The 23755-nt window shown below is 34.2% G+C and carries 15 protein-coding genes; 10 read left to right on the top strand and 5 right to left on the bottom strand.

Annotation, left to right across the window (positions count from 1 at the left end):
• Positions 1 to 382 precede the first annotated feature (382 nt).
• The gene (locus tag H1R81_RS03305; RefSeq protein WP_181839245.1) at positions 383 to 718 is read left to right on the top strand and encodes a PadR family transcriptional regulator; all 336 of its coding nucleotides are present in this window, start codon (positions 383 to 385) and stop codon (positions 716 to 718) included.
• Positions 715 to 3396, top strand: coding sequence for an ABC transporter permease (locus tag H1R81_RS03300; protein ID WP_220275163.1), 2682 nt, complete (start codon positions 715 to 717; stop codon positions 3394 to 3396). The genes H1R81_RS03305 and H1R81_RS03300 overlap by 4 nt, the downstream gene beginning before the upstream one ends.
• Positions 3397 to 3518: 122 nt before the next feature.
• Here the strand turns inward: H1R81_RS03300 and H1R81_RS03295 are convergent, their stop codons facing one another.
• A complete protein-coding gene (locus H1R81_RS03295) occupies positions 3519 to 5081 on the bottom strand; it encodes a hypothetical protein (protein ID WP_181839244.1) in 1563 nt (520 codons plus the stop codon).
• A gap of 90 nt (positions 5082 to 5171) precedes the next feature.
• Entirely contained in the window at positions 5172 to 9104 is a 3933-nt protein-coding gene (locus tag H1R81_RS03290) for a tetratricopeptide repeat protein (protein WP_181839243.1), read from the bottom strand.
• 260 nt (positions 9105 to 9364) lie between these two features.
• Between H1R81_RS03290 and H1R81_RS03285 the strand changes: the two genes are divergently transcribed.
• The 4 genes from H1R81_RS03285 (at position 9365) to H1R81_RS03270 (ending at position 17316) form a co-directional block, all read left to right on the top strand.
• Positions 9365 to 11032: a serine hydrolase gene (locus tag H1R81_RS03285; protein WP_181839242.1), complete on the top strand. Its 1668-nt coding sequence runs from the start codon at positions 9365 to 9367 to the stop codon at positions 11030 to 11032.
• Between the two features lie 870 nt (positions 11033 to 11902).
• Positions 11903 to 14473, top strand: coding sequence for a TonB-dependent receptor (locus H1R81_RS03280; protein WP_181839241.1), 2571 nt, complete (start codon positions 11903 to 11905; stop codon positions 14471 to 14473).
• A gap of 182 nt (positions 14474 to 14655) precedes the next feature.
• Complete coding sequence (locus H1R81_RS03275; RefSeq protein ID WP_181839240.1) at positions 14656 to 15090, top strand: hypothetical protein; 435 nt, start codon at positions 14656 to 14658, stop codon at positions 15088 to 15090.
• A 501-nt stretch (positions 15091 to 15591) separates the two neighbouring features.
• Complete coding sequence (locus tag H1R81_RS03270; protein WP_181839239.1) at positions 15592 to 17316, top strand: M61 family metallopeptidase; 1725 nt, start codon at positions 15592 to 15594, stop codon at positions 17314 to 17316.
• Between the two features lie 81 nt (positions 17317 to 17397).
• Here the strand turns inward: H1R81_RS03270 and H1R81_RS03265 are convergent, their stop codons facing one another.
• Entirely contained in the window at positions 17398 to 17916 is a 519-nt protein-coding gene (locus H1R81_RS03265; RefSeq protein ID WP_181839238.1) for a GNAT family N-acetyltransferase, read from the bottom strand.
• A gap of 196 nt (positions 17917 to 18112) precedes the next feature.
• Here H1R81_RS03265 and H1R81_RS03260 point away from each other — a divergent pair, with 196 nt between their 5' ends.
• Positions 18113 to 18829, top strand: a complete 717-nt coding sequence (locus H1R81_RS03260) for a DUF1080 domain-containing protein (protein ID WP_181839237.1) — start codon at positions 18113 to 18115, stop codon at positions 18827 to 18829.
• Between the two features lie 208 nt (positions 18830 to 19037).
• On the opposite strand, the gene H1R81_RS03255 is transcribed toward H1R81_RS03260, so the two are convergent.
• Complete coding sequence (locus H1R81_RS03255; protein ID WP_181839236.1) at positions 19038 to 19352, bottom strand: hypothetical protein; 315 nt, start codon at positions 19350 to 19352, stop codon at positions 19038 to 19040.
• Positions 19353 to 19672: 320 nt separating this feature from the next.
• Between H1R81_RS03255 and H1R81_RS03250 the strand changes: the two genes are divergently transcribed.
• Entirely contained in the window at positions 19673 to 20182 is a 510-nt protein-coding gene (locus H1R81_RS03250) for a hypothetical protein (RefSeq protein WP_181839235.1), read from the top strand.
• Complete coding sequence (locus H1R81_RS27755) at positions 20131 to 20592, top strand: transposase (protein WP_181839982.1); 462 nt, start codon at positions 20131 to 20133, stop codon at positions 20590 to 20592. Before H1R81_RS03250 ends, H1R81_RS27755 begins: the two co-directional genes overlap by 52 nt.
• 37 nt (positions 20593 to 20629) lie before the next feature.
• On the opposite strand, the gene H1R81_RS03240 is transcribed toward H1R81_RS27755, so the two are convergent.
• Positions 20630 to 21709 (bottom strand): FUSC family protein, encoded by a 1080-nt coding sequence (locus tag H1R81_RS03240; RefSeq protein ID WP_181839234.1) that lies wholly within the window; start codon positions 21707 to 21709, stop codon positions 20630 to 20632.
• 373 nt (positions 21710 to 22082) lie between these two features.
• Between H1R81_RS03240 and H1R81_RS03235 the strand changes: the two genes are divergently transcribed.
• Positions 22083 to 23621, top strand: a complete 1539-nt coding sequence (locus tag H1R81_RS03235) for an arylsulfatase (protein WP_181839233.1) — start codon at positions 22083 to 22085, stop codon at positions 23619 to 23621.
• Positions 23622 to 23755 lie beyond the last annotated feature (134 nt).

The following is a 23755-nucleotide window of genomic DNA, read 5'->3' as shown; positions in this document are numbered from 1 at the left end:
TGTAATGGCAATTAATTACTCTTAAAACTCTTTTATGACCCTCCTACGAAGAAACTTATCGTAATAACTTTTACGACTTCTTTTAATATATAAATATCGGACAGCACCAACAATTATGCAGATAGCAGTAGTTACAATGATTGCATCAACAGTTGTCATAGTTAAAATGGATTATTTAGCAATTCTTTAATATTAACTAAAAATCAATCAAGATGTTTTAGTGATATATGGATTTATTTTTGCATCAAATAACCATGCTTAAACACTACCTTAAATCCAATGTTTCCAATTATTTTATTTCTTAAAAAATATTTTACATACAAAACAAGAATAAATACTTTATTTTACATACATTTACAGAATAAATTATTTTTTGATTGCTATGAAAGGAACCAACTTAGGTGAGTTTGAAGAATTAGTACTTCTTTGTATTGCCGCTTTGGTAAGTGATGCTTATAGCGTTGCTATTTGTGATGAATTGAGTAAACATACAGGTCGAACTGTCAGATTAGGTATTGTGCATGCCGTATTGAACCGCTTAGAAGGAAAAGGGTTGGCAACAAGCTACTTAGGCGAAGCTACCAATGAACGTGGCGGCAAACGAAAACGCTTTTATGAAGTAAGTCACGCAGGAAAAGCCGCTTTGATTAAGGCTAAAGAAGCCCGCGAGGCATTATGGCGTATTATTCCAGGCTTTAATCTGGAGGGTTCAATATGAAACATTTCAATACTCATTCCGATCCTCATAAAAATAAAAAGACTTTTAAGGATACAGAACCGCCTAAATTGGCGCAACGCCTGCTAATTTGGTATTGTAGAACAGATATATCAGAAGATTTACAAGGCGATCTGAATGAATATTTTGAGCGGAATCTGAAAAGTAAAGGTGCTACTCTTGCGAAGCTTATTTATTGGATAGATGTATTAAAATTCTTCCGATTGTACACAGTTCGTGAACCCAATTTTACTAATTTTTCCATATACCTAATTATGATTAGCAGCTATCTTAAAACATTCAGACGAGGGCTTGTGCGTAACAAACTATTCTCGTTCATCAACATCTTTGGGCTTGCCGTAAGTATTTCGGTAGGTCTGCTTGTAGTGGCACTACTGGTCGATTTGCATTCGTATGATGATTTGCAGGCTAAGAAAGACCGGATTTATAGGTTAAACTCCAAACACCAGACAACAGGACAGTCTCCTATGGACCTGGCTTCAACCTCTATAAAAGCAGGTAAAAGAATTCGTGAGACTATCACAGGATTTGAGGACCTGACTATTATACGAACTGGTTTTTATGGTGATGCACGAGTGGGTGATAATTATCTACCTTTAAATGCTATATGGGCCGATGAATCCTTCTTCAAAGTATTTTCATTCCCTTTATTAAAAGGTAACCCTTCTACGGCCTTAAAAGAACCCTACTCTCTGATATTAACTGAAACAACTTCAAAAAAAATATTTGGTAATACAGAGTCTCTGGGCAAGGTTGTAAAATTTGATACTGTAAATTATGTAGTCACTGGTCTGATTAAAGATGTCAGCAAGTTTTCACATATGCGCTTCGATGCTCTCGTTTCCTTTTCTACTACGAATACAACTGTCAGCAAAGATGATCCATACTTTTATGGTTGGGAAAATATCTGGCAAAATTATGTTTACCTAACCCTACCAGAAGGTACTGAAAGAAATACTCTTCAGACCAATCTTGATCGTTTATCAGCACAAGAAAATAAAGGCATGAAAAATGCTACAATTAATATTAGCCTGCAACCTCTTAAAGACATCGCACTTGGTGGACACCTATCTAATTCAATCGGGCCAACTATGTCTCCGGTGGTTCTTTGGGTATTAGGCGGTCTGGCCTTAGTAATTATCTTATCCGCCTGTTTCAATTATATGAATCTCTCTGTTGCGCGTTCGTTACGCCGGGCACGCGAAGTAGGTATCCGTAAAATTATTGGTGCGCCAGTGAGTCACATTTTTGGACAATTCCTAAGCGAATCAATATTCACAGCCCTATTATCTTTAATTTTTTCTTTTCTATTTTTTCTCTTTTTAAGAAAACATTTTTTATTACTTGACCCCCATCTAAGTGACCTGGTTTCTTTAGAACTTTCATTTAAATTAGTAGGTTACTTCCTACTATTAGCCGTTAGTGTTGGTATTGTTGCTGGGTTCTTTCCTGCACTATTTTTCTCTCGCATCAATGCTTTACAGGTTGTTAAAGACAATTCCAAATTCAAAGTATTCCGCCATATCAATATCCGTAAGGCATTAATTGTGGTTCAATATACTCTATCTTTGGTATTTATTGCTACTACAATAATTGGTTACAGACAGTATAAAGGTTTTTTGAATTTTGACTTAGGATTCAAAACAGATAATATTCTGAATATCAGCCTTCAGAATAACAAATCTGATTTAGTAGTTAAGGAATTGTCTGAAATACCGGCCGTACAAGGAATTTCAAGATCGGCAATGGTTACAAGTCTTGGAAGTATGCAAGGCACAATGATTAAGTATATCAACCCGAAAGACAAGTCAAAAGACTCAAATATGGTATCGCTGAATGTAGTGGATGGGAATTATCTGCCCCTACATCAACATAAGTTTATAGCAGGTACAAACTTTAAGTTACGTCCTAAACACGGAGAAGAAAGTGAAGTAATTGTGAATGAGCAGGTCTTAAAACGCTTCAACATTGCTGGTCAGGATCCTCAGAGGGCTTTGGGCGAACAGGTAATGATGGATAACAAAAATCTGACAATTGTAGGGGTACTAAAGGATTTCCATTATGGCACTATGGAAAATAAGATTGAACCAGTAATCTTTCTTTATTCAACCGAAATGCCTTGGGGTTCAGCTAATGTCAAAATTCAGACATCCAATTTACCTGCAACAATGGCCAGTATTGAAGAGGCATGGCGAAAAATTGACAAGGTACATCCTATGAAAGCTGAATTTTATGATGATCAGATTGAAAAAGCTTACAGCCAATTTTCGGTTATGATAAAGGTGGTAGGTTTTATTAGCTTTCTTGCGATCTGTATTGCCTCTTTAGGATTGTTTGGTATGGTAGTATTTACAACTGAAACACGACTGAAAGAAATCAGCATTAGAAAAGTTTTAGGCGCAACAGAAGGTGGGCTTATTTATTTGTTAAGTAAAGGATTTCTGATACTATTAGGCATGGCAGCTATTATCGCTTTACCAGCCACTTATTTATTCTTTGATAAATTTGTATTAACCAGATTTGCTTATCACTTACCAATGCAATTTTACGAATTTCTTCTGCCTCTTTTGGCTCTAATGGCTCTTGCCTCTCTGTTAATTGGCTCTCAAACTCTGAAAGCTGCCAGAAGCAACCCAGTGAAAAATCTGAAAACAGACTAGTTATAAAATAAAAAAGGAGAGTGAACAGATTTTTCTATTTCGCTCTCCTTTATCATTCTCTCTATAGTTAAACATCAATTATAATTAACCTGAAAGATTAATTAGTAATAAGCATTCTGCGATTATATGGTTCTGGAAAGCGGATCGGTATTTGCATAACTTCTATAGTCATATATTGGAGAATCTTTTAATTCAGCTTCTAACTCCTTGATGTATTGGCGAATGTGATAAGAATTTATCTGCTGTCTTTCTAAAGCCGCACCAAAATGATACAAGTCGTCATTAAAGTCATCTTCGAGATAAATGTAATTGTTAATCTGTGCTTTATAAACCGGCCCATTGCTATGCATTTGTTTTGCCTTGTGAAAATACTGCAAAGCGTTCTGAAACTGGGATGTAGCATCTACCTGAACCATAGCGTCTACACCCAGCATCTTTTCTAAGTATGTATTAACCAATTTAATATTTTGCTGCATATCAGAATAAGCTTCATCGAATTTTTTCTCATATTCTACCGATGCTGTTTTAAACTGGACTTTTTGTCCTTTCAAAAGTTTGCCTTTGGGAATATTATTGATTCCCCTTGTACGATTATCTATATATTTTGCTTTGAGTATCTCCTTATTTCCTTTTTCACACAAAAGTTTTTGTATTTTTTTTCTTTCATCATCTGAAAATTCTTTATACAGGAAACTAAATTTTTTGTACTCAAATTCTCGTCTCAGCTCTTGGCAAAGTTTATAGTGTTTTAACCATATACCTAATTTTCTGTGAAAAACTGCCAGATAGAAATAACTCATATAAAAATTAATATCGTAAATCCGTAGAATGGAGATAATCTGTATCAGGCAAAAGACCGAATTAATAGTAATTTGCTCATAGTTTTTAAGATGAATTTCTATCGAATTTCCCTCTTTTGTATCTGTCTTATTATTTTCATCACAGTTTACAATGCCTTTAATAAAGACAAATGGAGAATCCTTTTCATTTTTATTCACTTTTTCATAATGCTCTTCTTGATTTTGAGGATTAACTTTCTTATAAATTTTAAAATAATCACCCTCCCATTTTTCTAATAGATTTTCGCCTTTAGTTAATTTTTCAAAACCTGCAAAAACTTTCTTCTTTAAGAACCCTCTGTTAATGGTAATTTGAAACTGTAGTTCCTGAACTCTTTTAAACTGGCTGGCTATACCTACATAAGGATGTATAAGACTTAGCTCGGGTAATTCCATATCAGAAGAAATTTTAAAAGCTTCTGGCGAATCAGTTTTTTTTATAGCATCTTCCGGTTCAGTTACTGTCAAGTCTTGAGAGATTTTCTTAATCTCTGAAAAATCAATGCTTTTTATTCTGATTGCAGCAAAATGCATAACCGCTTCTTTAATTTCAGGACCGTTTGAAATACCTGTATAGATATATTTTGTAAAAGCCTGTGGATGAAATATATCTTTTAATTCTAAATTATTCTTGAATTTGTAAATTTGGGGTCTATCTGTAGAATTACTATTCCAGCTCGTAATCTCCAGAATAAGACTAAGTATAGCCTCTTCTAAAAATTTTATAAGTTTCTCTTGTTTTGAAAGTTCACCGTTTTCTGCATTCCGTCTTATTCCAGACTTCTCTGGACGTATGTTAACTACGCCCTTTATAGTTTGCAAAATTTTTCTTAGCTGGAAAGACATACTCACAGACTTACCAGCTTTTGAATAAAACCTACCTGATAAATAGTATAAAAATATGATAAAACCTAAATTTGTTATTTTTTCACCATCTTATTTTTTAAAGTCCTCATATTCAAAATACTCGGCCACATATTTATCCAAAAATGCCATTATCCGATAACCATTCTTCAAGGGGGTAATATATTCTGCTATTTTTGCTATTTTCTCTTTGTTCTGATTCCAATCATAATTTAATTCTTCCTTTTCCTTTACTAAATTGTTTTCATCTTCTGATAGTTTTTCATCTTCATTCGCTGATAGTAATGATTTCCTTTCTGTTAATAATTTTTCCTTTTCAATCAACTTTAAGTTCTTCTTCTCGTAGATTTCTTCAAATCTCAAAAAAGCAATAATTTCAACTAATTGCTCGTTATTAAAATCCTTATCCCATAAATACCAACCATTAGCACACAATTTTTTTAAATTTTCTATTCTTTTTAAATTTGTTTCCCCATTATTTAAGTTTTTTATTTTCTTAACCTCCTTAATTAATGACTCAAGTTTAACTTTGAAGTTTTCCTCAACTGTTAAGCCAGCTTCTAATTGAATTAATTCTTCTTTCCATGATTCATAATCAACTATATCTATCAACACTTTAACAAGTCTTTCCTTTTTTATCAGGTCGTTATCATTTGATGAAATTTCTGAAACAGCATTTGAAATCTTATTTCCATCATCCCATTTTTTAGAAATACGATTTAATACTACTACTGAATCAAGTTTTTTATCCTTAGATTTTGAAGTGTCTAAAACAGAAAAAAGTGTATCTCCGATATTAGATAATGTATGAGCTATATTTTTAAGATAAACTTTGTTATGACTGTTATGATAATCACGGATAATCTTGGTACTTCTATTTAAAATACTAATTAAAGGTTCCTGTTCATTATCTTCACCAAATGGAATCAATATTTTAAGTGCTTTCCTGTAAGAAAGAAAGGCATAGAATGGAAATCTAAAGTCTTTGTTATATTTTGCTTCAGGGTATTGTTGAAAATTTGGTTCATCATAAATTTCTACTTGAGGTCCTAACCTATATTCTACGAATTTCTCTTTAATTAAATCTGATAATAATGAATTAGTCTTTTCATCATCATTGTTCTGTACTTTACTTCCGATAGAAAAATTTTTATAATATAAAAGTGCCCCAATATTGCTATAAAAATTAGCTCTGACTATGGTATTTTCCATAGTATGTTTTGACACCTTCTCAACTAATGCTTCAAAAGCATTAATATAAGCCTTCAATTTATAAATCGTTAATCCTTCAATGCCAACTTTTTCCTGCATATATAGGCTTGCGGTATAAGCCTGATTAACAATTTGCAGGAGTTCATTTAACGAATTAAATTTAGAAAGGGTTTTCTTACTTTGCTCATCTTCGAAAATGCTTATTTGTCCATTTGTGCGTTTTTTTATAATTTCTAAATTGATTTCGAAATACGATTCGGTTAATTTTATTGAGTCATTATAAACTGATAGAGCAGATTCAAAAGATTTCATTTTCTCAAAAATAAGACCTAATTTCAGTTTTAATCTGATCATTAGTACAAACTCTTCCTGCTTTAATTCTTCAATCGGCATTGCCCTTAGTACTTGCAGCGCATCCTGATACGATACAATGGCATCATCAAATTCCTGATCGAAATAATGGCAGTCGCCCAAAAGGCCATTCAGAAAAGAAATAGAAAAAATATATTTCGTACCACTTAAATCCTTGAAGTCACGATAGCTGTTTCTAATATCCTTTATTTTGTTTCTTAAAAAGATCTTTATGAAGTAAGTTTCGTCTAAAGTAAAATTGAAAGCCGCAGACTCTTCTTCGAAAATCTTTGATAGATAAGTTATCTCATTGGCAGATTTATTGAAAAATTTATACTCAAACAAGCCGATCTCAGTTTCTCGTAAGTGGTTTTGGCTCAAAAAGTTGATCAGTTCTTCAATAAAAAAACGAAGTATAGGATTTTTATTGGCTGATAGTACTTCCGGAAGCAATTCAAGATTTTGAACTGAAAACGCAAATGGATGGAATTTTATCAGGTGGTCCATTAGGTATGGAGTTGCCACCAATACATTGTCACTATATTTCTTAAGGAACTGACTATAACTTAATAAAAAAGGACGATACAGATAAGTTATAAACCCGAATTTATATTGGGATTTTACTGAGAACCTTAAATACAATGATTCTTCCCTCGCAGTATTGAGAGAGTTATTTTTTACAACCACATAAAGTGGGTCGTCGATCATTTTTGACTCTTTATCTTTGTCTTTAATAATATAATCCTCTAATAATTTAACCATTTTTTTTGGAGAACCATTACTTCTATACGTAAGATAAATAATAAAATGCTGAAGAGTAAAAATAATTTTCAATCGCTCTTCAGGTTTTTTCCCAAGCATTCTTAAATATCTATTATACTTCACAAAGAAAGATTCCTGATCAGTTTTATTTATATCTTCATCATTAAATAAATCCTCATTTTCATGTTTTAAATTGGGATTTGCTTTTTTTGCTTCTTCATATTCAATCTTTTTAAGTTCATAAGTTTTAGTGAAAACGTCATCAGGAATCAATACTTTTTCAAGATACATTTCTACTAAATCTGTCAAACCACTTGATTTGGTATTGGTTTCTGGTTTGTCTTTTAAAAAGCTATCAACATAGATAATCTGATGGAAAATACTACTTATTGAAGATTGCCGGTCTGCAATATCTGCCAATGATGCATCAAACATTTCCCGGCCGGCAATAAAAATAAATCTGGCGTTTGCCTCTGTAATAAAATGCTTTAGAGAAGCTAATATATTAATAATTACTTTTTTTCTTTCCCGAAGATCAATTAATTGGCTTTGAGATAATTCAAATTGCTCAAGAGATTTGTTATCATCAAAATAGTAGCTCTTTCCGATTGCAGGTTCTACTTTATCTAATTCATCAAATACAATAACAAATTTTTTATTGTAATTTATAAAATCATTGTACTCTCGCAGTATTCTTATTAATTCATACTCTATTTCTTTGGCATTCGCGATGGGGAATGTTCTTACATCCTTATTAATAAATCCAAAAGGAATGTTCGTAGTTGAACTTTGAAGGCCTGATTCTTTCACTATTGAGGCATTTGCCCTTTCATATACATGAATAAGTTTTTTATATAAATTAACTTCAAGAATTGCTTTCTCATACCAACCCCAGAACTTCCTTTCAGAAGAGTTATTATCTTTTTCTACTTTATTTTTGTGATTGGATTTATACCTCTTATCTAACGAATTTTTATTAAGCTGATTCTTATACTCGTTGCAAATGGCTCTATATTTATATTTTAGTAACCTCAATATGATTAATCTTAGAAGGTCGAACAAATATGTAAGAACTATTGTTACAAATCCTATCAAAACAATCATACCAATTAATAACCAGAATAAATCATACCCTGTCATATTTTTAGACCCATTGGATTCCAAATGAAATAAGCTCTTGATTTTTTTCCCACTATGAGAATGAAAAAGAAGGAATCCAAATGATATTGATATAATAAATGATAAAAACCTGAACACTTTAGGTAAGGAAAGAGTATTTGCAAAACGCACAAACCAACTGCTACTAACCTGATCAATCAGCCCTTTAGTAATTTGTCTTAAAATATCAGTTTCTTTTAAATCGACTTGGGCAAAACTAATATCTACTTTAAGAACTTGTCCATTACTATTTTTTTCAGCCTCAGTATATTCAGACAAAACAGACTTAACAAAACTTGTCTTACCCATCCCCCTATATCCGGTTATCAGATATGCGCCATTCTTTTCACCGTTTTTTAGAATGTTCAGAAATTTATCTTTTATTTTTTTTCTTCCCACAAAAATTTCATCCCCATCACCATTAAGTGGACTATGATGAAACTTGTAAGTCGGAAGCTCTAAAAAAATATTCTTAATATAAGCTTGTATCGCGTAGTCATCTCGTTTTATTTCCACAGGCATAATTTGATAAGTTTAGGTGATTAGAATTACTATTTTTAATTAATTCAGAAAGAATATAATTAAACCTTTAATAAACAACGAATCACTCTAAAACCAAAAAAAACTTATTCTTCGGTAACTTTTAATAACTAAATCACTTTGAAATATTGAAACTTCTTCGAATTAACCTATGACTTTCTAAATAAAATAAACAAATTTGTCTATTAATCATGTGATTGTCTTGTGATTTTTAGTCTAACACCTAACTTCCATCTTAACTTATGAAAAGATTACTACATATATTTTTATTTACAATACAATTCTCGACGAATTTACTGGCACAAAAAGAGATTGATTCATTAGCAATTAAAATGGATGCGATTTTTAATAAATATGATGGTAAGGATAGACCTGGTTGTGCTATAAGTATTATCAAAAACAATGAGGTTATTTTTAAAAAGGGGTATGGTATGGCAAATCTCGAATACAATATACCTAACACTCCTACAAGTGTTTTTGATATTGCTTCAGTGTCTAAACAATTTGCAGGTTATGCTATTGCTACGCTCTTGCACGAGAAAAAGATTTCATTAGACGATGACATTCATAAATATTTACTCAATATACCTGATTTTGGAAAAAAAATTTGCATACGCCACCTCGTACACCATATTAGTGGTTTAAGAGACTGGCCTCAAACATTGCATGCGGCAGGTTGGCGTTGGGACGAGACATTTTCTTTTGAAGATATTCTGCGGATGGTTAAAAATCAGAAAGACCTTGATTTTGATCCGGGTTCTAAATATTCATACTCTAATACAGGTTATAATCTCTTGGCCGCTATTGTTGAAAAAGTAAGTGGACAATCATTCAGAGTTTGGACAGATATGCATATTTTTAAACCTTTAGGTATGATCTCTTCCCATTTTTCAGATGATTATACAGAGGTTGTTAAAAACATGGCTTATTCGTATTATCTAAGCGAAAAAGGATTTAAGAAAAGTCTCAGTGCGCTGACTGCCTATGGATCAAGTTCATTATTTACTACAATTGAAGATTTGAGCAAATGGGCAATTCATTTCAATAAATCTGTTGCTGCTAAAAACCCTGTCTTTATGCAGATGTTAGAAGAAGGCACACTTAATTCTGGCGGTAAAGTAAAGTACGGATATGGTTTAGCTTATGGCAGTGATGAAGGTTACAAAACTATTTCGCATACTGGATGGTGGGCAAGCTATCGTACTGTTTTAATGCATTATCCCGATCAACAATTATCATTTATTATTTTAAGTAATTCAAGTGATTTTGATTTAGGAAGCATTCCTGCTGAAGTGGCTCACGCACTATTAAAGTATCGTTTGAAACCCTTTAATAATTTAGCTTCGGCAAACATTATCAATAAAGATGCTCCAAATGTAAAAGTAAATGATGACATTTTAAAAAAATATGTAGGGTCATATCAACTGGGACCAGTCTGGGCTGTAACTATTACCCTCGAAAACGGGCAACTACAAACCCAGGCTAACGGCGAGGAAAAATTCCCAATGGATGCCAAATCGGATTCTACTTTCTGGATAAATGCATATGGTGCTTCGATCACTTTTGTAAAGGACAATAAAGGGGAAGTGAATCTATTAAAATATAGAAATATTCCTGCTAAAAGAATCACTCCCTGGCAACCTGAGCTTAATCAAATTGAGCAATATGCAGGTATATATTATAGTCCCGAATTAGGTAGCGAATATATGATTAGTAACCGTGATGGGCAATTAAAGATGCAAAATTTTCGATTGGGTGAATTTAGTTTAGGCATTGACCCTACAACAGAAAACCAGTTTTCTTCAAATATTGGATCTATAAAATTCTATAAAGACACTCAAAATAAAATAGTAGGGTTCAAACTCTCTGGCGGGAGGATACAAAATATAAAATTTGAGAAAAGACTTTGAAGAAATGGCCATTGCAGAATCTCGAATTTTGAAACTTGGTAAAATTTTAAATGATTGATATTACTTTGCTAAAATAGAAATGAATATTTTTATCAAGAATCATTGAATAGTTAGTTTCTTTGAAAACTTTACAGGCCACCCGTGTGATAGTACAACGATGGAATCAGCCAAGTTGAGATAAAATAAGCGTTTTGTAATTATTTTCGATTGCGTTTACCCATTATTAAAGCTAAATTTCTTTTATTTTAGGCACACAAGCCTAAGAAACTGTATAAACTTTTCTATATTGTCTCTGCTAAAGCTATTTCCTTGACTGAAATGGCCATATATGAAATTAAATCCATGTTTTTCCTCAATCCTTACAAGTGCGTTTATCGTTTCCATTAACAAGATAGATTTTTACACTGCCGAAATGATAGAATTCAATGGCATTTTAATTCCCGATGATCGTAGAAATAGAGATGTGCTTGAATGGTTATCGACACCGAAAAATGTAAAAGGCAAGACCGAAAAGAATTTATTGAAATAATTATAAAGCCACCCCTAAATTATTACTCAATTAAAAATTCCTTTTAATTTCGCCCTTTTATATTTTTCTGCTTTAAATTTTACTTTTCTCCATTATCTATCCCCAATACAGTCTTTTTCAAAGAATTTATATAATTTTTCTCAAAATATTAAAAAACATTACTCTATAAATTTTATATACTATATAGATTTTATATTTTTGTATTGTCAATCGAATAATCAGACATAAAATGAATCAGGTCGGTCATCTTAGTTAAACCAAAAAATATTACTAATCAATACCAAACAAGAGAATTAGCCACCCAAAATAAATCATCTACCATGCGAAAAAATTTTATTTTAATGAAAAAACTTATGAAATCCTCTTTTCTGATAAGTCTGCTGTTATTGCCTTTCTTTTTATCAGCACAAAATCAGCCGATTGTCAATGCTACCATTACCGGTAAAGTAATTGATGGAAGTACTAACGGGCCCCTCATTGGCGCTACCGTAACTATTAAAGGAACAACCAATGGAGCAGCTACAGATGCTAACGGAGAATTTTCGTTGATTACAGGTCAGAAACTCCCTTTTACTTTGGTTGTATCATATATCGGATATATTAAGAAAGAATTAGTGATTGAAGGGAGTAAAGTGGAAATCAGACTGGATGCTACACCTAATCAATTATCAGATGTAGTCATTACTTCCCGTCGCCGTTCAGAATCCTCTCAGAATGTACCATTACCTATCTCAATCATAAGAGGGGTAAGTGTGGAAGACGCCGGTGCATTCAATGTAAACCGTCTAAAAGAATTAGTACCAAGTGTACAGTTATATGCTTCAAATGCCCGTAATACTACCTTGAACATCCGTGGTTTAGGCTCTACTTATGGATTGACCAACGATGGTATTGACCCGGGTGTAGGCTATTATGTAGATGGTGTGTACTATGCCCGTCCGGCAGCTACTGCACTTGATTTTATTGATATTGATCAGGTAGAGATATTACGTGGACCGCAAGGAACGCTTTTTGGTAAAAATACTACTTCGGGTGCATTTAATATTACTTCTCGTCCGGCAAGTTTTGACCCGGGAGCAAGTTTTGAATTGAGCTATGGTAATTATGGATACATTCAGGCTAAGGCCTCTGTAACCGGGCCGTTGAGCAAGAAATTAGCTGCAAGAATCTCGTTTACAGGTACGCAACGTAATGGTACGATTTTTAACGTGCACAACAACCAATACATCAACGATATTAATAATATCGGTGTAAGAGGACAAATTCTTTATACACCAAGTGATAAAGTAAAAATTACATTGATTGGTGATATTACAGATCAGAAACCCAATGGCTATGGCTGGGCTGTAGCAGGTGTTGTAACCACCAAACGCGCGGCTTACCGCCAATTCAATGCAATTCTGGCTGATTTGAATTATAAATTACCGTATTCAAGTGCATTTGAAAGAAAAGTTGATTTAGATACGCAGTCGAAAGCAGATAATCAATTGAGCGGTGTTTCGGCTAATGCAGATATTAAAATCGGTAGTGGTACTTTGACTTCAACTACGGCTTATCGTTACTGGCACTGGACTCCATTAAATGACCGTGATTATACAGGTTTACCGATTTTCACGATTTCATCAGGCAACTCGGTGCATGACCAATGGTCTCAGGAAATCAGATATGCAGGTAAGGTTTCATCAAAGGTAAGTGGTGTGATAGGTGTTTTCGGTCTATGGCAGGATTTGAATTCTGACCCTGTACAAACCGAGGAGGCAGGTTCGGCACAATGGCGTTTTGCACAAAGCTCTACAAGTGCATTATGGAAAACACCAGGTTTGTTTGATAATTTCGGTATCCGTACTATCAACCGTATCCAAAGTACCAGTTTAGCTGCATTTACTCAGATTGACTGGGCTGTTACTAATAAATTTCATGTCTTGCCAGGTCTCAGGTATAACTACGATAAAAAAATAGCTGATTATAAGCGTGAAACTTACGGTGGATTGCAAACGACTGATGCTGCTTTGATTACCCTGAAAAACGGTGTATATAGCAATCAGGCATTTAATACTACTGCAGAAGCAGGTAATTTCTCAGGTGGATTAACGGCACAATACAGACCAAGTGACCGATTCAATGCTTTTGCTACCTATTCGGTTAGTTATAAGCCAGTTGGGATTAATATCGGTGGATTACCCACAGCCAGTGGCAAAGTGCTTATAGATTTGGCTACAGTAAAACCGGAATTTGTAACACATAAAGAAATTGGTATTAAAACTAAACCAACGCCAAATTCGATTGTGAACCTGACTATTTATGATACTTATATAAAGGATTATCAGACTCAGGTACAAACACCTGAACCAGGTGTAAACAGAGGTTATTTGGCTAATGCTGAAAAAGTAAGAGTATTTGGTGCTGAATTAGATGCGAGTTTGCGAGTAAGTAATAATTTATCATTGAATGGTGCGGTTGCTTATACCAATGGCAAGTATGTTTCTTTCAAAAATGCTCCTGTGCCTTTAGAAGAAGTTGGTGGAGAACAAGCATTTAAAGATGTTTCAGGAGGGGTATTACCGGGTATCTCTAAATGGGCTGGCTCAGTAGGCGCTGAAGGAACTATAAAAGGTAATTTATTAGGCTTTAAAGGTAATTATTTTCTGGGTGTTGATACTTACTTCCGTACGCAATTCTCGTCAAGTCCATCACCATCTCAATTCCTGAATATTGATGGTTATAACCTGACCAATGCCCGTTTAGGTTTCAGAGCTTATAATGGAGTTACGTTCTATGTTTGGACTAGAAACCTGTTTAATACAGAGTATTATGAGCAATTGTTGGCGGCTCCAGGTAGCGCAGGTAACTATGCAGGTATCATTGGTGACCCTCGTACGCAAGGAGTGACTTTTAGATATACGTTTAATTAGGGATTTGGTGATTGAATGAATGTGTGATTGAGCGATTAAAAAAATTGGCATGCTTGCACTTATCTAAGTTCAGGTGTGCCATTTTTGTTTTAGGGATAATTCTTAGAGAATGTTTATCTTTATGGCTCAAACAAAAATATTAAAATGCAGGTATTGGCGTATGATGAAAATAATCCCCATCTATGACATCAATCTGGGCGTTGAGAGCTCTCTTCTGGTATCTTGTGTTTCATTTCAGTATGATGTTGTTTGCCTCTTTGCCTATTTCAGTTCCTCCAATTGAAAAGTTATTCCAGATTATTATTATACTAGTAATTTCGATTATAAATATTGATTTATTTATTCTGAAAAGTCTCGTTTATCTTTCAGAAAATGAAATTACCTTAACAAGCGTTTTAGGAGGTACAAGAAGCTATGCACCTAAAGATTTTGTTAGAATCTCTGTCTATAATACCTGGTTATCAGTGACTTTTATTGAATTTGCTGATGGCAAAAAATTTCACATACTAACCCGTGAAAACTCTTATACTCCCTATAACAATCACCTATTTAAAAATTACACCAGTATTGCCAACGAATTAGACCGTCAGGTTCGCGATTACCTCCGAAAACGGTAAAGATACACCTACTATCTAAATTCTCCTTTTTCCATTCTTGGATCATTAACGCTTCATTTCTCCTAATATCCCATTCAATTGACATATTCTACCAATCATTTAGATATTTTTGAATTACCTACAGGCTAAGTCTATTTTTGTTTCATCAATCAAAAAACGAATCAAAGCCATGAAAACTAATACCCTTTCTACCCGTTTTATACTTTTTGTTTCAATTAGCTGCTTACTCACAGGCATTCTTATTGTAATAAAATTCTCCTGATTCGTGTTTCCTGATACAAACCCTTACGTTAAGATGAGCTAAAAATACCTCTTCTTCTTTAACCTTTTGCTTTTCATCTTTCCTGATTCTATATTGCCGTTGTTTAAATCATCGCAAACTTTCCGGCATTTATGAAAAATATTTTATTCCCATTTCTATCATTTAAGTTCTCTCTAAGGCTGATTATTCTAATTTGCTTTTGCTTTATAAGTCTGACCGATTATGCGCAAAAAACTAAAATGTCATTAGTATTCGAGGTATCAATGAATGAACCTGCCTCGCATTTCTTTCATGTAGTTTTTAATGGCAGAGGATTTAAGGAAGGGGTAATCGAATTGAATATGCCTGCCTGGACAACGGGTTATTATCAATTAATGAATTTTGCTAATAATGTTGAAAATTTTCAGGCTTTTAGTGGTGATGGAAGACCTTTACAGTGGGAAAAAAGTGGAGATAATTCCTGGAGTATTTATAACTCAAAATATATTGATATCAAAGTTACGTATGATGTAAAAGCTACAAGAAATTTTGTGGCAGGTAATTATCTGGATGAGGAAAGAGGGTATATATCTCCGGCTGGTGTATTTATGTACCCAAAGGGAATGATAAAAAATGAAGTAACCGTAAGCATTGATAAAAACAAAAACTGGTCGAAAATCGCTACCGGATTACCTAAAGTAAAAGATCAGGAGCATACTTATTATGCTAAAGACTATGATGTCCTTTACGATAGTCCTATCCTTATGGGAAATCTTGAATCCTTCCCTTCATTTACAGTCAAAGGTATTCCGCATTATTTTGAGGCATATAAAGCCGGGAAATTTGACCGTGAGCAATTGATGAATGATTTGCAGAAAATTGTCAGCACCACTTCGGGCATTATTGGTGATATACCTTATACAGATTATACTTTTATTGCTATTGGCCCGGGTGGCGGCGGTATTGAGCACCTGAACTCTGCTTCTATAGCCTTTAGTGGGGATGAACTGAATAATCGTGAAAGTAGAATAAGAACCTATAACTTTCTGGCACATGAGTACTTTCATCATTACAATGTAAAGCGCATCAGGCCCATTGAATTAGGGCCTTTTGATTATGCCAAAGGTAGCCGCACAAAAATGCTATGGCTTTCAGAAGGCCTGACTGTTTATTACGAATACCTGATTCTGAAAAGAGCAGGGTTGACGACAAAAGACGAAATATTAAAAACTTTTCAGGAGAGTATCAAGGCTTATGAAAGCAAACCGGGGCGACAGTTTCAGACACCTACCGAAGCAAGTTGGAAAACCTGGGACGAAGGGCCGTTCGGACGCACTGGGGATGAAGTAAATAAAACTATTTCTCCTTATGACAAAGGGGCTTTGCTGGGCATATTGCTTGATTTCAAAATCAGACATTCAACTAAAAACGAGAAATCACTGGATGATTTGATGCGTTTACTTTACAACAAATATTATAAGCAAAAAGGCAGGGGTTTTACCGAAAAAGAGTTCAGAACTGAGGCTGAGAAATTAGCCAAAACATCTTTGCAGGACTTCTTTGATTATATATATACCTTGAAAACTGTCGATTATCCAACCTACCTTAATTATGCCGGATTGAAAATTGATACGGTTGCGCGTGCGATGCCAACCGCCTGGGTAGGTCTTAATGTAAGAGACAGAAATGATAGCCTGATAATTAATAATGTGGAATGGCAATCACCTGCCTGGAATAGTGGTTTGCGCAGGCAAAATGCTATTTTGCAAGTGGATGGACAAAATGTAAATGCCAGGACTCTTAACGAAATACTAAGTAAAGGTAAAGCAGGTGATAAAATAAAGATCAGATTTGAGACGGCTAATGGCATCAGGGAAGAAGAATTGACTTTTGCCATAAAAAAAGAGATTCCATATACCATTACCCAAGTTGAATATCCAAATCCTGTGCAAGCTAAAATTCTGAAAGATTGGTTGAGGGAGTGATTATTGTATATGTCATGCAAAATCTCTAATGCAACATATTTCTGGGCTATACGTAATCATCAATCATGCTTAGTAAATTTCTTATAATTTCACTCCATAAACTTTGTTATAGATTTCAACTTTCACGGCGTTCAGGTTTATTTCTTCTGTGGCCATCAGGTATAAGTTGATGCTATTTTTCGTAATATCATAGGCCGGCTGCATATATTCTGGGTCAGCAATGTAAAATCCATTCCGCTCATAGAACTCAATCCGTTTTTTAGCAATATTGCCCATAGCTGAAGGTTCAGTTTCTAAAACCAGAGTTTTATATTGCTTTTTTAGTTCATCTAATGCCCTTGCTCCTACCCCTGTACTTCTATAAATCTGGTAAATTTCAAAAAATTCAACAAATAAAAAATTATTCATTGGCCATGTTACAAAATAACCCATTGCATTTTCATTTGCGTCTATCCCAAAAATACAAGTATTTTCATTTTGAAATAGAGAATAAAACTGCTCTTCATTTCTACGTTCATCTATCGGAAAAGTGAGGCAATATTGATTATAAATAAACTTCTTTTCTTCTTCTGATGCATTTTTTAAATCTCTAAAGTACATAGGTTACAGCTTTTCGTGGTGTAAGGTGCTAATCTAAATGTTTTTATTTAAAGTCTGTTATTAATTTATTGAATTTGTAAATTGAAAAATGATACTATCTCTGTTTTAAAACCAGAAATTATTCCTTATAACAATCTTCTCACCTATTTAAAAATACCTCTATATTTGTTTTTCAACCTTTAACATCATAAATTAAATGAACAAGCTACTCTTATTAGTGCTATTTAGCTTTGTATTAATTGAAACCAAAGCACAGAATACCCTTACGGCTGATGAAAAGAAAGCAGGCTGGAAACTCTTATTTAATGGTAAAGATCTGAAAGGATGGCATGCTTATGGAGCTAAAGAACCCAGGTCGGCATGGGTAATTGAACAAGGAGCCATTAAACTGAACGTACCTGAAAGAGCAGGAAATAAGGCCAAAAATGGAGGAGATTTAGTAATAGATGAAGAACTGAAAGGAGATTTCGAATTTAAAGCCGAATGGAAAGTAAGCAAATTTGCCAATAGTGGTATTTTCTTCTTTGTAAAAGAAGCCTCTCAATATCCTGTTATGCATAATACGGGGTTAGAACTTCAAGTAATTGATGATAAAATTTATGAGGGTGCCGCAGAAAATACGCATCGTGCGAGTGATTTTTTTGGCGTAGCAAATGCCCGATTGCGCGAAAGTAATCCGCAAGGAGAATGGAATCAGATTCATTTTATTCTCAAAAAAGGCAAATTAACTGTAACACAAAATGGCTTTACAGTACAAGAGCATGATTTGAACAGTCAGGAATGGAAAGATAAAATAGCTAAGAGTGGTCTTGCTAAAGCCCCTATAGGTAAAGGTATCTATACAGGAAGAATAGGACTACAGGATTGGGGTAGTACTGTTTGGTTTAGAAATGTTAAGATTTTAAAACTTTAATCACTTCAATGTGATGTCATAAAGGAAGAAATGACATCACATTTTATCCATTTTTTTTTTGCGTCAGTATAAGGTACTTAATACAGGCTATTTGGTTTTAGATACACATAATTAGCCTGAAAATCCAATATTGTATTAAAACGCTTCAAGACTTCATTACCAATAATGTGTGTTTTGAATCTGGCAGGATTAGCAGTTGCCAGTAATTTTACCGGGATATCGAACAATACGCTTTTACAAGGTTTAATCTTTCGTTATTGACCGAATAAACAGGAATATGTTTCCCTTGTGCGTTATGCAACACTACCTTTTTAATTACTTCCAGATCTTTCGGATGATTCTGTTCATGCGTTAATAGTGTATCTAACATAATAGTGCGCTGATAACCATTGTCGAATAGAAAACAAATCCTGTATTTTTTGTTTTTTATCTGCAGTTCACCATCAAAACAAAACAGGGAATACATATATTCTTTGGGAAATTCAGAATATTCTTTTCCAGTTTTAGGCAAAAGCTTATGCACAATCATTATATTTTTATCATAATCAATTTCTACTATTTTATCATCAAGCAAATCCCAACCAAAAAGCCATCAGTATCCAGACCAGACACAGCAACGGGAAATACCTATAACCCACTCCAGGTTTAATTACCAATCTCTAATGGTTTTCTGCTTTATGAGGCTAAATTATGAGTTAATAGCGAACCTGTTGTACCCGAATCGAATTTTAAATCAAGAGTATCAAACTGGTTAAGTACGATCCTAACTTTAATACTATTGTAATGTGAATCAAGAGTTGAAGCGATAAAAAACAAACAAGGAGCATTTTGTTAAATTGCAAAATGCTACCGCAGCGGCGGCCGCAGTTACAATTAATTCAAATATACTGCCTGTTTGCGAGTGCTATACTACAAAAAGTTGCTTGCACTACCAACGGCAGAGCGGACCGCCGAAGTGGTAATAATTATAGTCCTCGGTTTACAGATGCAGAAGCGATAACAATTTATCTTTTCGGCATCTTACAAGGTGAATTTACTAATCGCTCAACCTATAATTATATTGTCAATCATTGGTTGGGTTGGTTTCCTGATTTACCATCTTATCAAGCCTATAATTTTCGGATAAATGAACTATACTGGCATTTTGAAGTTATTATTGACTATTTGGTTAGCCAGATGGATTATTCAGATTGTTATGCAAATGTCTGTTTAATTGATTCCTTACCAATTATGTTAGCTAAGTATCCTGATAGAGCTAAGGTAGCACCTATGTTAGCCAGTCAAGGATATTGTGATGCTAAATCACAATACTATCATGGCGACCGTCGCGCGGAGTTAAGTTACATTGTTTAGGAAAAGATAGATTTGAGCAAATACCTAAACCAAGTATAATTCGTATTAGAGCGGCTAACGTACACGATTTAACAGCAGCTAAGCCTATCACTAGTCAATTAAATAACCAATATGTCATTGGCGATAGAGCCTATGCATCAGAATCATTAAACCAATTAATTAAACAAAATAACTCAGCGGTTTTAACTCCACTGAAACGTAAAAAAGGTCAAAGAACAAAATCTGCTGATGATAATTTGATTTCTAAATATATAAGTGCTGTCAGGCAACCTATTGAATCTTTCTTTAGGTGGTTGATAAACAAAACTGATATTCAGAATGCAGCTAAAGTTCGCTCTGAAAAAGCTTTGTGGACGCACTGTTTTGGAAGAATTGCTTCAGCTTTAATTTTATTCATCATTAACCCTTGATTCACATTAAATAATATTTAAAAATCAATTATTATGACTATTTTCTTAAAATTGCCACACGGGTTTTTCTCAACTGCCTTTCAGCTTTCTGATGCAATTTCTGATTATGTAATAACCAACCTCCAATAAGTCCTATCAGGCTGCCAATGGTAATATCTAAAAATCGGGCCGTGATTATTTGATTTGCATTTATTCCTGTCCCCCTACTTAGTTCTACCAGAAATACTGTCATAGGTGTAATAAATATAACTGCGAGTGCATAATGTCTTACAACTAATACCTCGATAATGTACTGCAAGATGATGATGCTTATACAGATTTGTAATGTACTCAGGTTTAATTGTAATAAAAACCAAGAAAAACCCATCCCTATAAACGTGCCGACTATCCTATGAAAACTTCTTTGCCCGACCTGTACTACGTTCAGCCCTTGCATGATAGCCAGGCATGAAATTGGTATCCAATAAGGATTATCAAATTCAAATAAATGCCCGGTTAATAGAGAAACTGTAATAAATAAGCCTATAATAAAAGATTCTGTCAGATTAATATACCTCCTTTTCTGATATCCGACATCTTTTATTTTATGTGAATGCTTCCGTATAATATATAAACTATAGACCATAGCAAATACAAAACCTCCCATGGTTCCTAAAGCAAGTAAACCGATTTTGGTAGGAATTGACATCAAATCGAATGGCATACAGCTGGCCATTGAAGCGAGCATTACAAAAAAGAAATTGCCTGGTGGTGATACGCTAAAATAATTAGTCAACCAGTTAATTCCAAAGGCGTAGACCCCTATTATAACAGCCGAAAGATAATGATTAAACCCAAAGGCGATACCTACCGTAAAACTTAAAATAAATCCAAACGCACATACCAATAAAGTAAGTAATCGGTTTTCGAGACTGGTAGAAGGTAAATACAATATTACCAATCCTCCCATACAGGCGAGTGTTCCATAATCGAGCCTTCCAAGATAATATCCAACTAACAAAGGCAGCCCTGTGCATATAGACGCTAACACAGGAATATGCCATAATCGCTCCGATTTCCTGAGTTGAAAAAAAAACCCAACTTCTCTTTGGATAATATATTTTAGCTTTGTCAACATAAAGCAAATATAAGCGATTGTTCAGAAAACAATTTAATTCGCCAAGAAAAGCTATAGTCCTGAAATGAGTATAATTATTGTCCTATACAATTAAACCAGGAATTGCTTCTGAATCAAGATTATATTCATCTGTTACCCTTCCTTTACCTGTTTCTTGCGGCTTAAGCTCAATCAAATATTTGTTATCAGTTCTTCAACTAAAATCCTCTATTTTGTTAAACATTATCCCTTATTTTTGGTTTTATGAAGAGGCCTTGCATTAATAGAAAATTATTTTTTGTTAAAATCAATTTCTAACAGAATTAACAGACTCTTCGCTATTAGCAGATGAAAACTTATATTTGTCATTTAATCTAAGACATTCTAACCTTTAATGAAATTCAAACTACTTATTCTCCTAAGTTTTCTATTTTTAAATGGCTCCTTTATCAAAAAAGAACCATTACCTCAAAAGCCTAATATCATCATTATCTATGCAGACGACTTAGGTTATGGAGATGTAAGTGCTTATGAGAAAGGTATTTTACAGACACCAAATATGGACAAAATGGCAAAGAACGGCATCAGATTCACGAATGGCCACGCTACTTCTGCCACTTGTACTCCCAGCCGATACGGCTTACTGACAGGTATTTATCCCTGGCGGAAAGAAGGAGCCAGAGTATTGCCTGGAGATGCTCCTTTGCTCATCGACACTTCGTTGGTTACCATACCAAAAATGCTAAAAAAGGCTGGTTATCAAACCGGAATAGTAGGAAAATGGCACTTAGGAATAGGGAAAGGAGAAATTGACTGGAATAAAGATCTATTACTGAATCCGAATGATGTAGGCTTTGATTATTCGTATATAATGGCAGCTACCACAGACCGGGTACCTACAGTATTTATTGAAAATCGTCGGGTGGTTGGTCTTGAGATTAATGATCCGCTTTTAGTTAATTATAATAAAAACTTTGAGGGTGAACCAACTGCATTGAGTAATCCGGAATTGATGACAAAACAAAAGTGGGATCATGGACATAATATGAGTATGCATAACGGAATACCCAGAATAGGGTTTCAAAAAGGAGGAAAATCTGCCCTATGGCATGATGAAGACATGGCGGATATTTTTCTGAAACAATCGCTTGATTTTATCCATATTCACAAAAACAAACCCTTTTTTTTATACTATGGCTTGCATCAACCGCATGTTCCTCGTTCGCCTCATCCACGTTTTGCTGGTAAATCTGGCTTGGGTGTACGTGGGGATGTAATTTTAGAAGCTGACTGGTGTGTGGGCGAAATCATGAAGAAACTGGAGGAAACCGGGTTAGATAAAAATACATTAGTCATTTTGTCAAGTGATAATGGCCCAGTATTAAATGATGGGTATATTGATGGTGCTGTAGAAATGAATGGTCAGCACACACCATCAGGTGGGCTTCGAGGTGGGAAATATAGCTTATATGAAGCAGGAACAAGAGTACCTTTTATTGCAAGTTGGAAAGGAGTAATCAGACCTCAGGTGTCAGATGCGCTTGTTTGTCAGATTGATTTCTTAGCATCATTTGCTCAATTGACAGGGCAGAAAAATCCATCTGCCGACAGCCAGAATTTATTGAATGTTTTTCTGGGTAAATCAAAAAAAGGCAGGAAAAATCTTGTATTGGAAGCCTCCAATCGATTAGCGTTCAAAAAGGGTGATTGGGTATTGATTCCTCCGCATAAAGGCAGTTCGATAGCAAAAGAAGTAAATATTGAATTAGGCAATTCGCTTCAATACCAGTTATTTAACCTGAAATCAGATAATGCTGAGCAGAATAATCTGGCAAAGGTGAATCCAAGAAAATTGGAAGAAATGAAAGAAGCCATGAAACAAATTGTAGATAACAGATATAATTTTGATGCAAAGGAGTTAGAACTAAAGTAAGGTCTGCAGGAAAATTATTGAGATCAAGACTGTTTTATTATAGCTATAAGAATTGTCTAAATAATTTATAAGTAAGCTTATCTATCTTATAAAAAATTAAGTCTTTAAATATCTGAATAATATGCCTGTAGGAA

The sequence above is a fragment of the Emticicia sp. BO119 genome (assembly GCF_013912375.1).
Classification (GTDB): domain Bacteria; phylum Bacteroidota; class Bacteroidia; order Cytophagales; family Spirosomataceae; genus Emticicia.
This window is presented reverse-complemented; position numbering and strand designations above follow the sequence as displayed.

Excerpts from the sequence above, each read along its gene's own strand:
- H1R81_RS03305 (WP_181839245.1), top strand. The coding sequence starts at position 383 with ATGAAAGGAACCAACTTAGGTGAGTTTGAAGAATTAGTACTTCTTTGT.
- H1R81_RS03300 (WP_220275163.1), top strand. The coding sequence starts at position 715 with ATGAAACATTTCAATACTCATTCCGATCCTCATAAAAATAAAAAGACT.
- H1R81_RS03295 (WP_181839244.1), bottom strand. The coding sequence starts at position 5,081 with ATGTCTTTCCAGCTAAGAAAAATTTTGCAAACTATAAAGGGCGTAGTT.
- H1R81_RS03290 (WP_181839243.1), bottom strand. The coding sequence starts at position 9,104 with ATGCCTGTGGAAATAAAACGAGATGACTACGCGATACAAGCTTATATT.
- H1R81_RS03285 (WP_181839242.1), top strand. The coding sequence starts at position 9,365 with ATGAAAAGATTACTACATATATTTTTATTTACAATACAATTCTCGACG.
- H1R81_RS03280 (WP_181839241.1), top strand. The coding sequence starts at position 11,903 with ATGAAAAAACTTATGAAATCCTCTTTTCTGATAAGTCTGCTGTTATTG.
- H1R81_RS03275 (WP_181839240.1), top strand. The coding sequence starts at position 14,656 with ATGACATCAATCTGGGCGTTGAGAGCTCTCTTCTGGTATCTTGTGTTT.
- H1R81_RS03270 (WP_181839239.1), top strand. The coding sequence starts at position 15,592 with ATGTCATTAGTATTCGAGGTATCAATGAATGAACCTGCCTCGCATTTC.
- H1R81_RS03265 (WP_181839238.1), bottom strand. The coding sequence starts at position 17,916 with ATGTACTTTAGAGATTTAAAAAATGCATCAGAAGAAGAAAAGAAGTTT.
- H1R81_RS03260 (WP_181839237.1), top strand. The coding sequence starts at position 18,113 with ATGAACAAGCTACTCTTATTAGTGCTATTTAGCTTTGTATTAATTGAA.
- H1R81_RS03250 (WP_181839235.1), top strand. The coding sequence starts at position 19,673 with ATGCTACCGCAGCGGCGGCCGCAGTTACAATTAATTCAAATATACTGC.
- H1R81_RS03240 (WP_181839234.1), bottom strand. The coding sequence starts at position 21,709 with ATGTTGACAAAGCTAAAATATATTATCCAAAGAGAAGTTGGGTTTTTT.
- H1R81_RS03235 (WP_181839233.1), top strand. The coding sequence starts at position 22,083 with ATGAAATTCAAACTACTTATTCTCCTAAGTTTTCTATTTTTAAATGGC.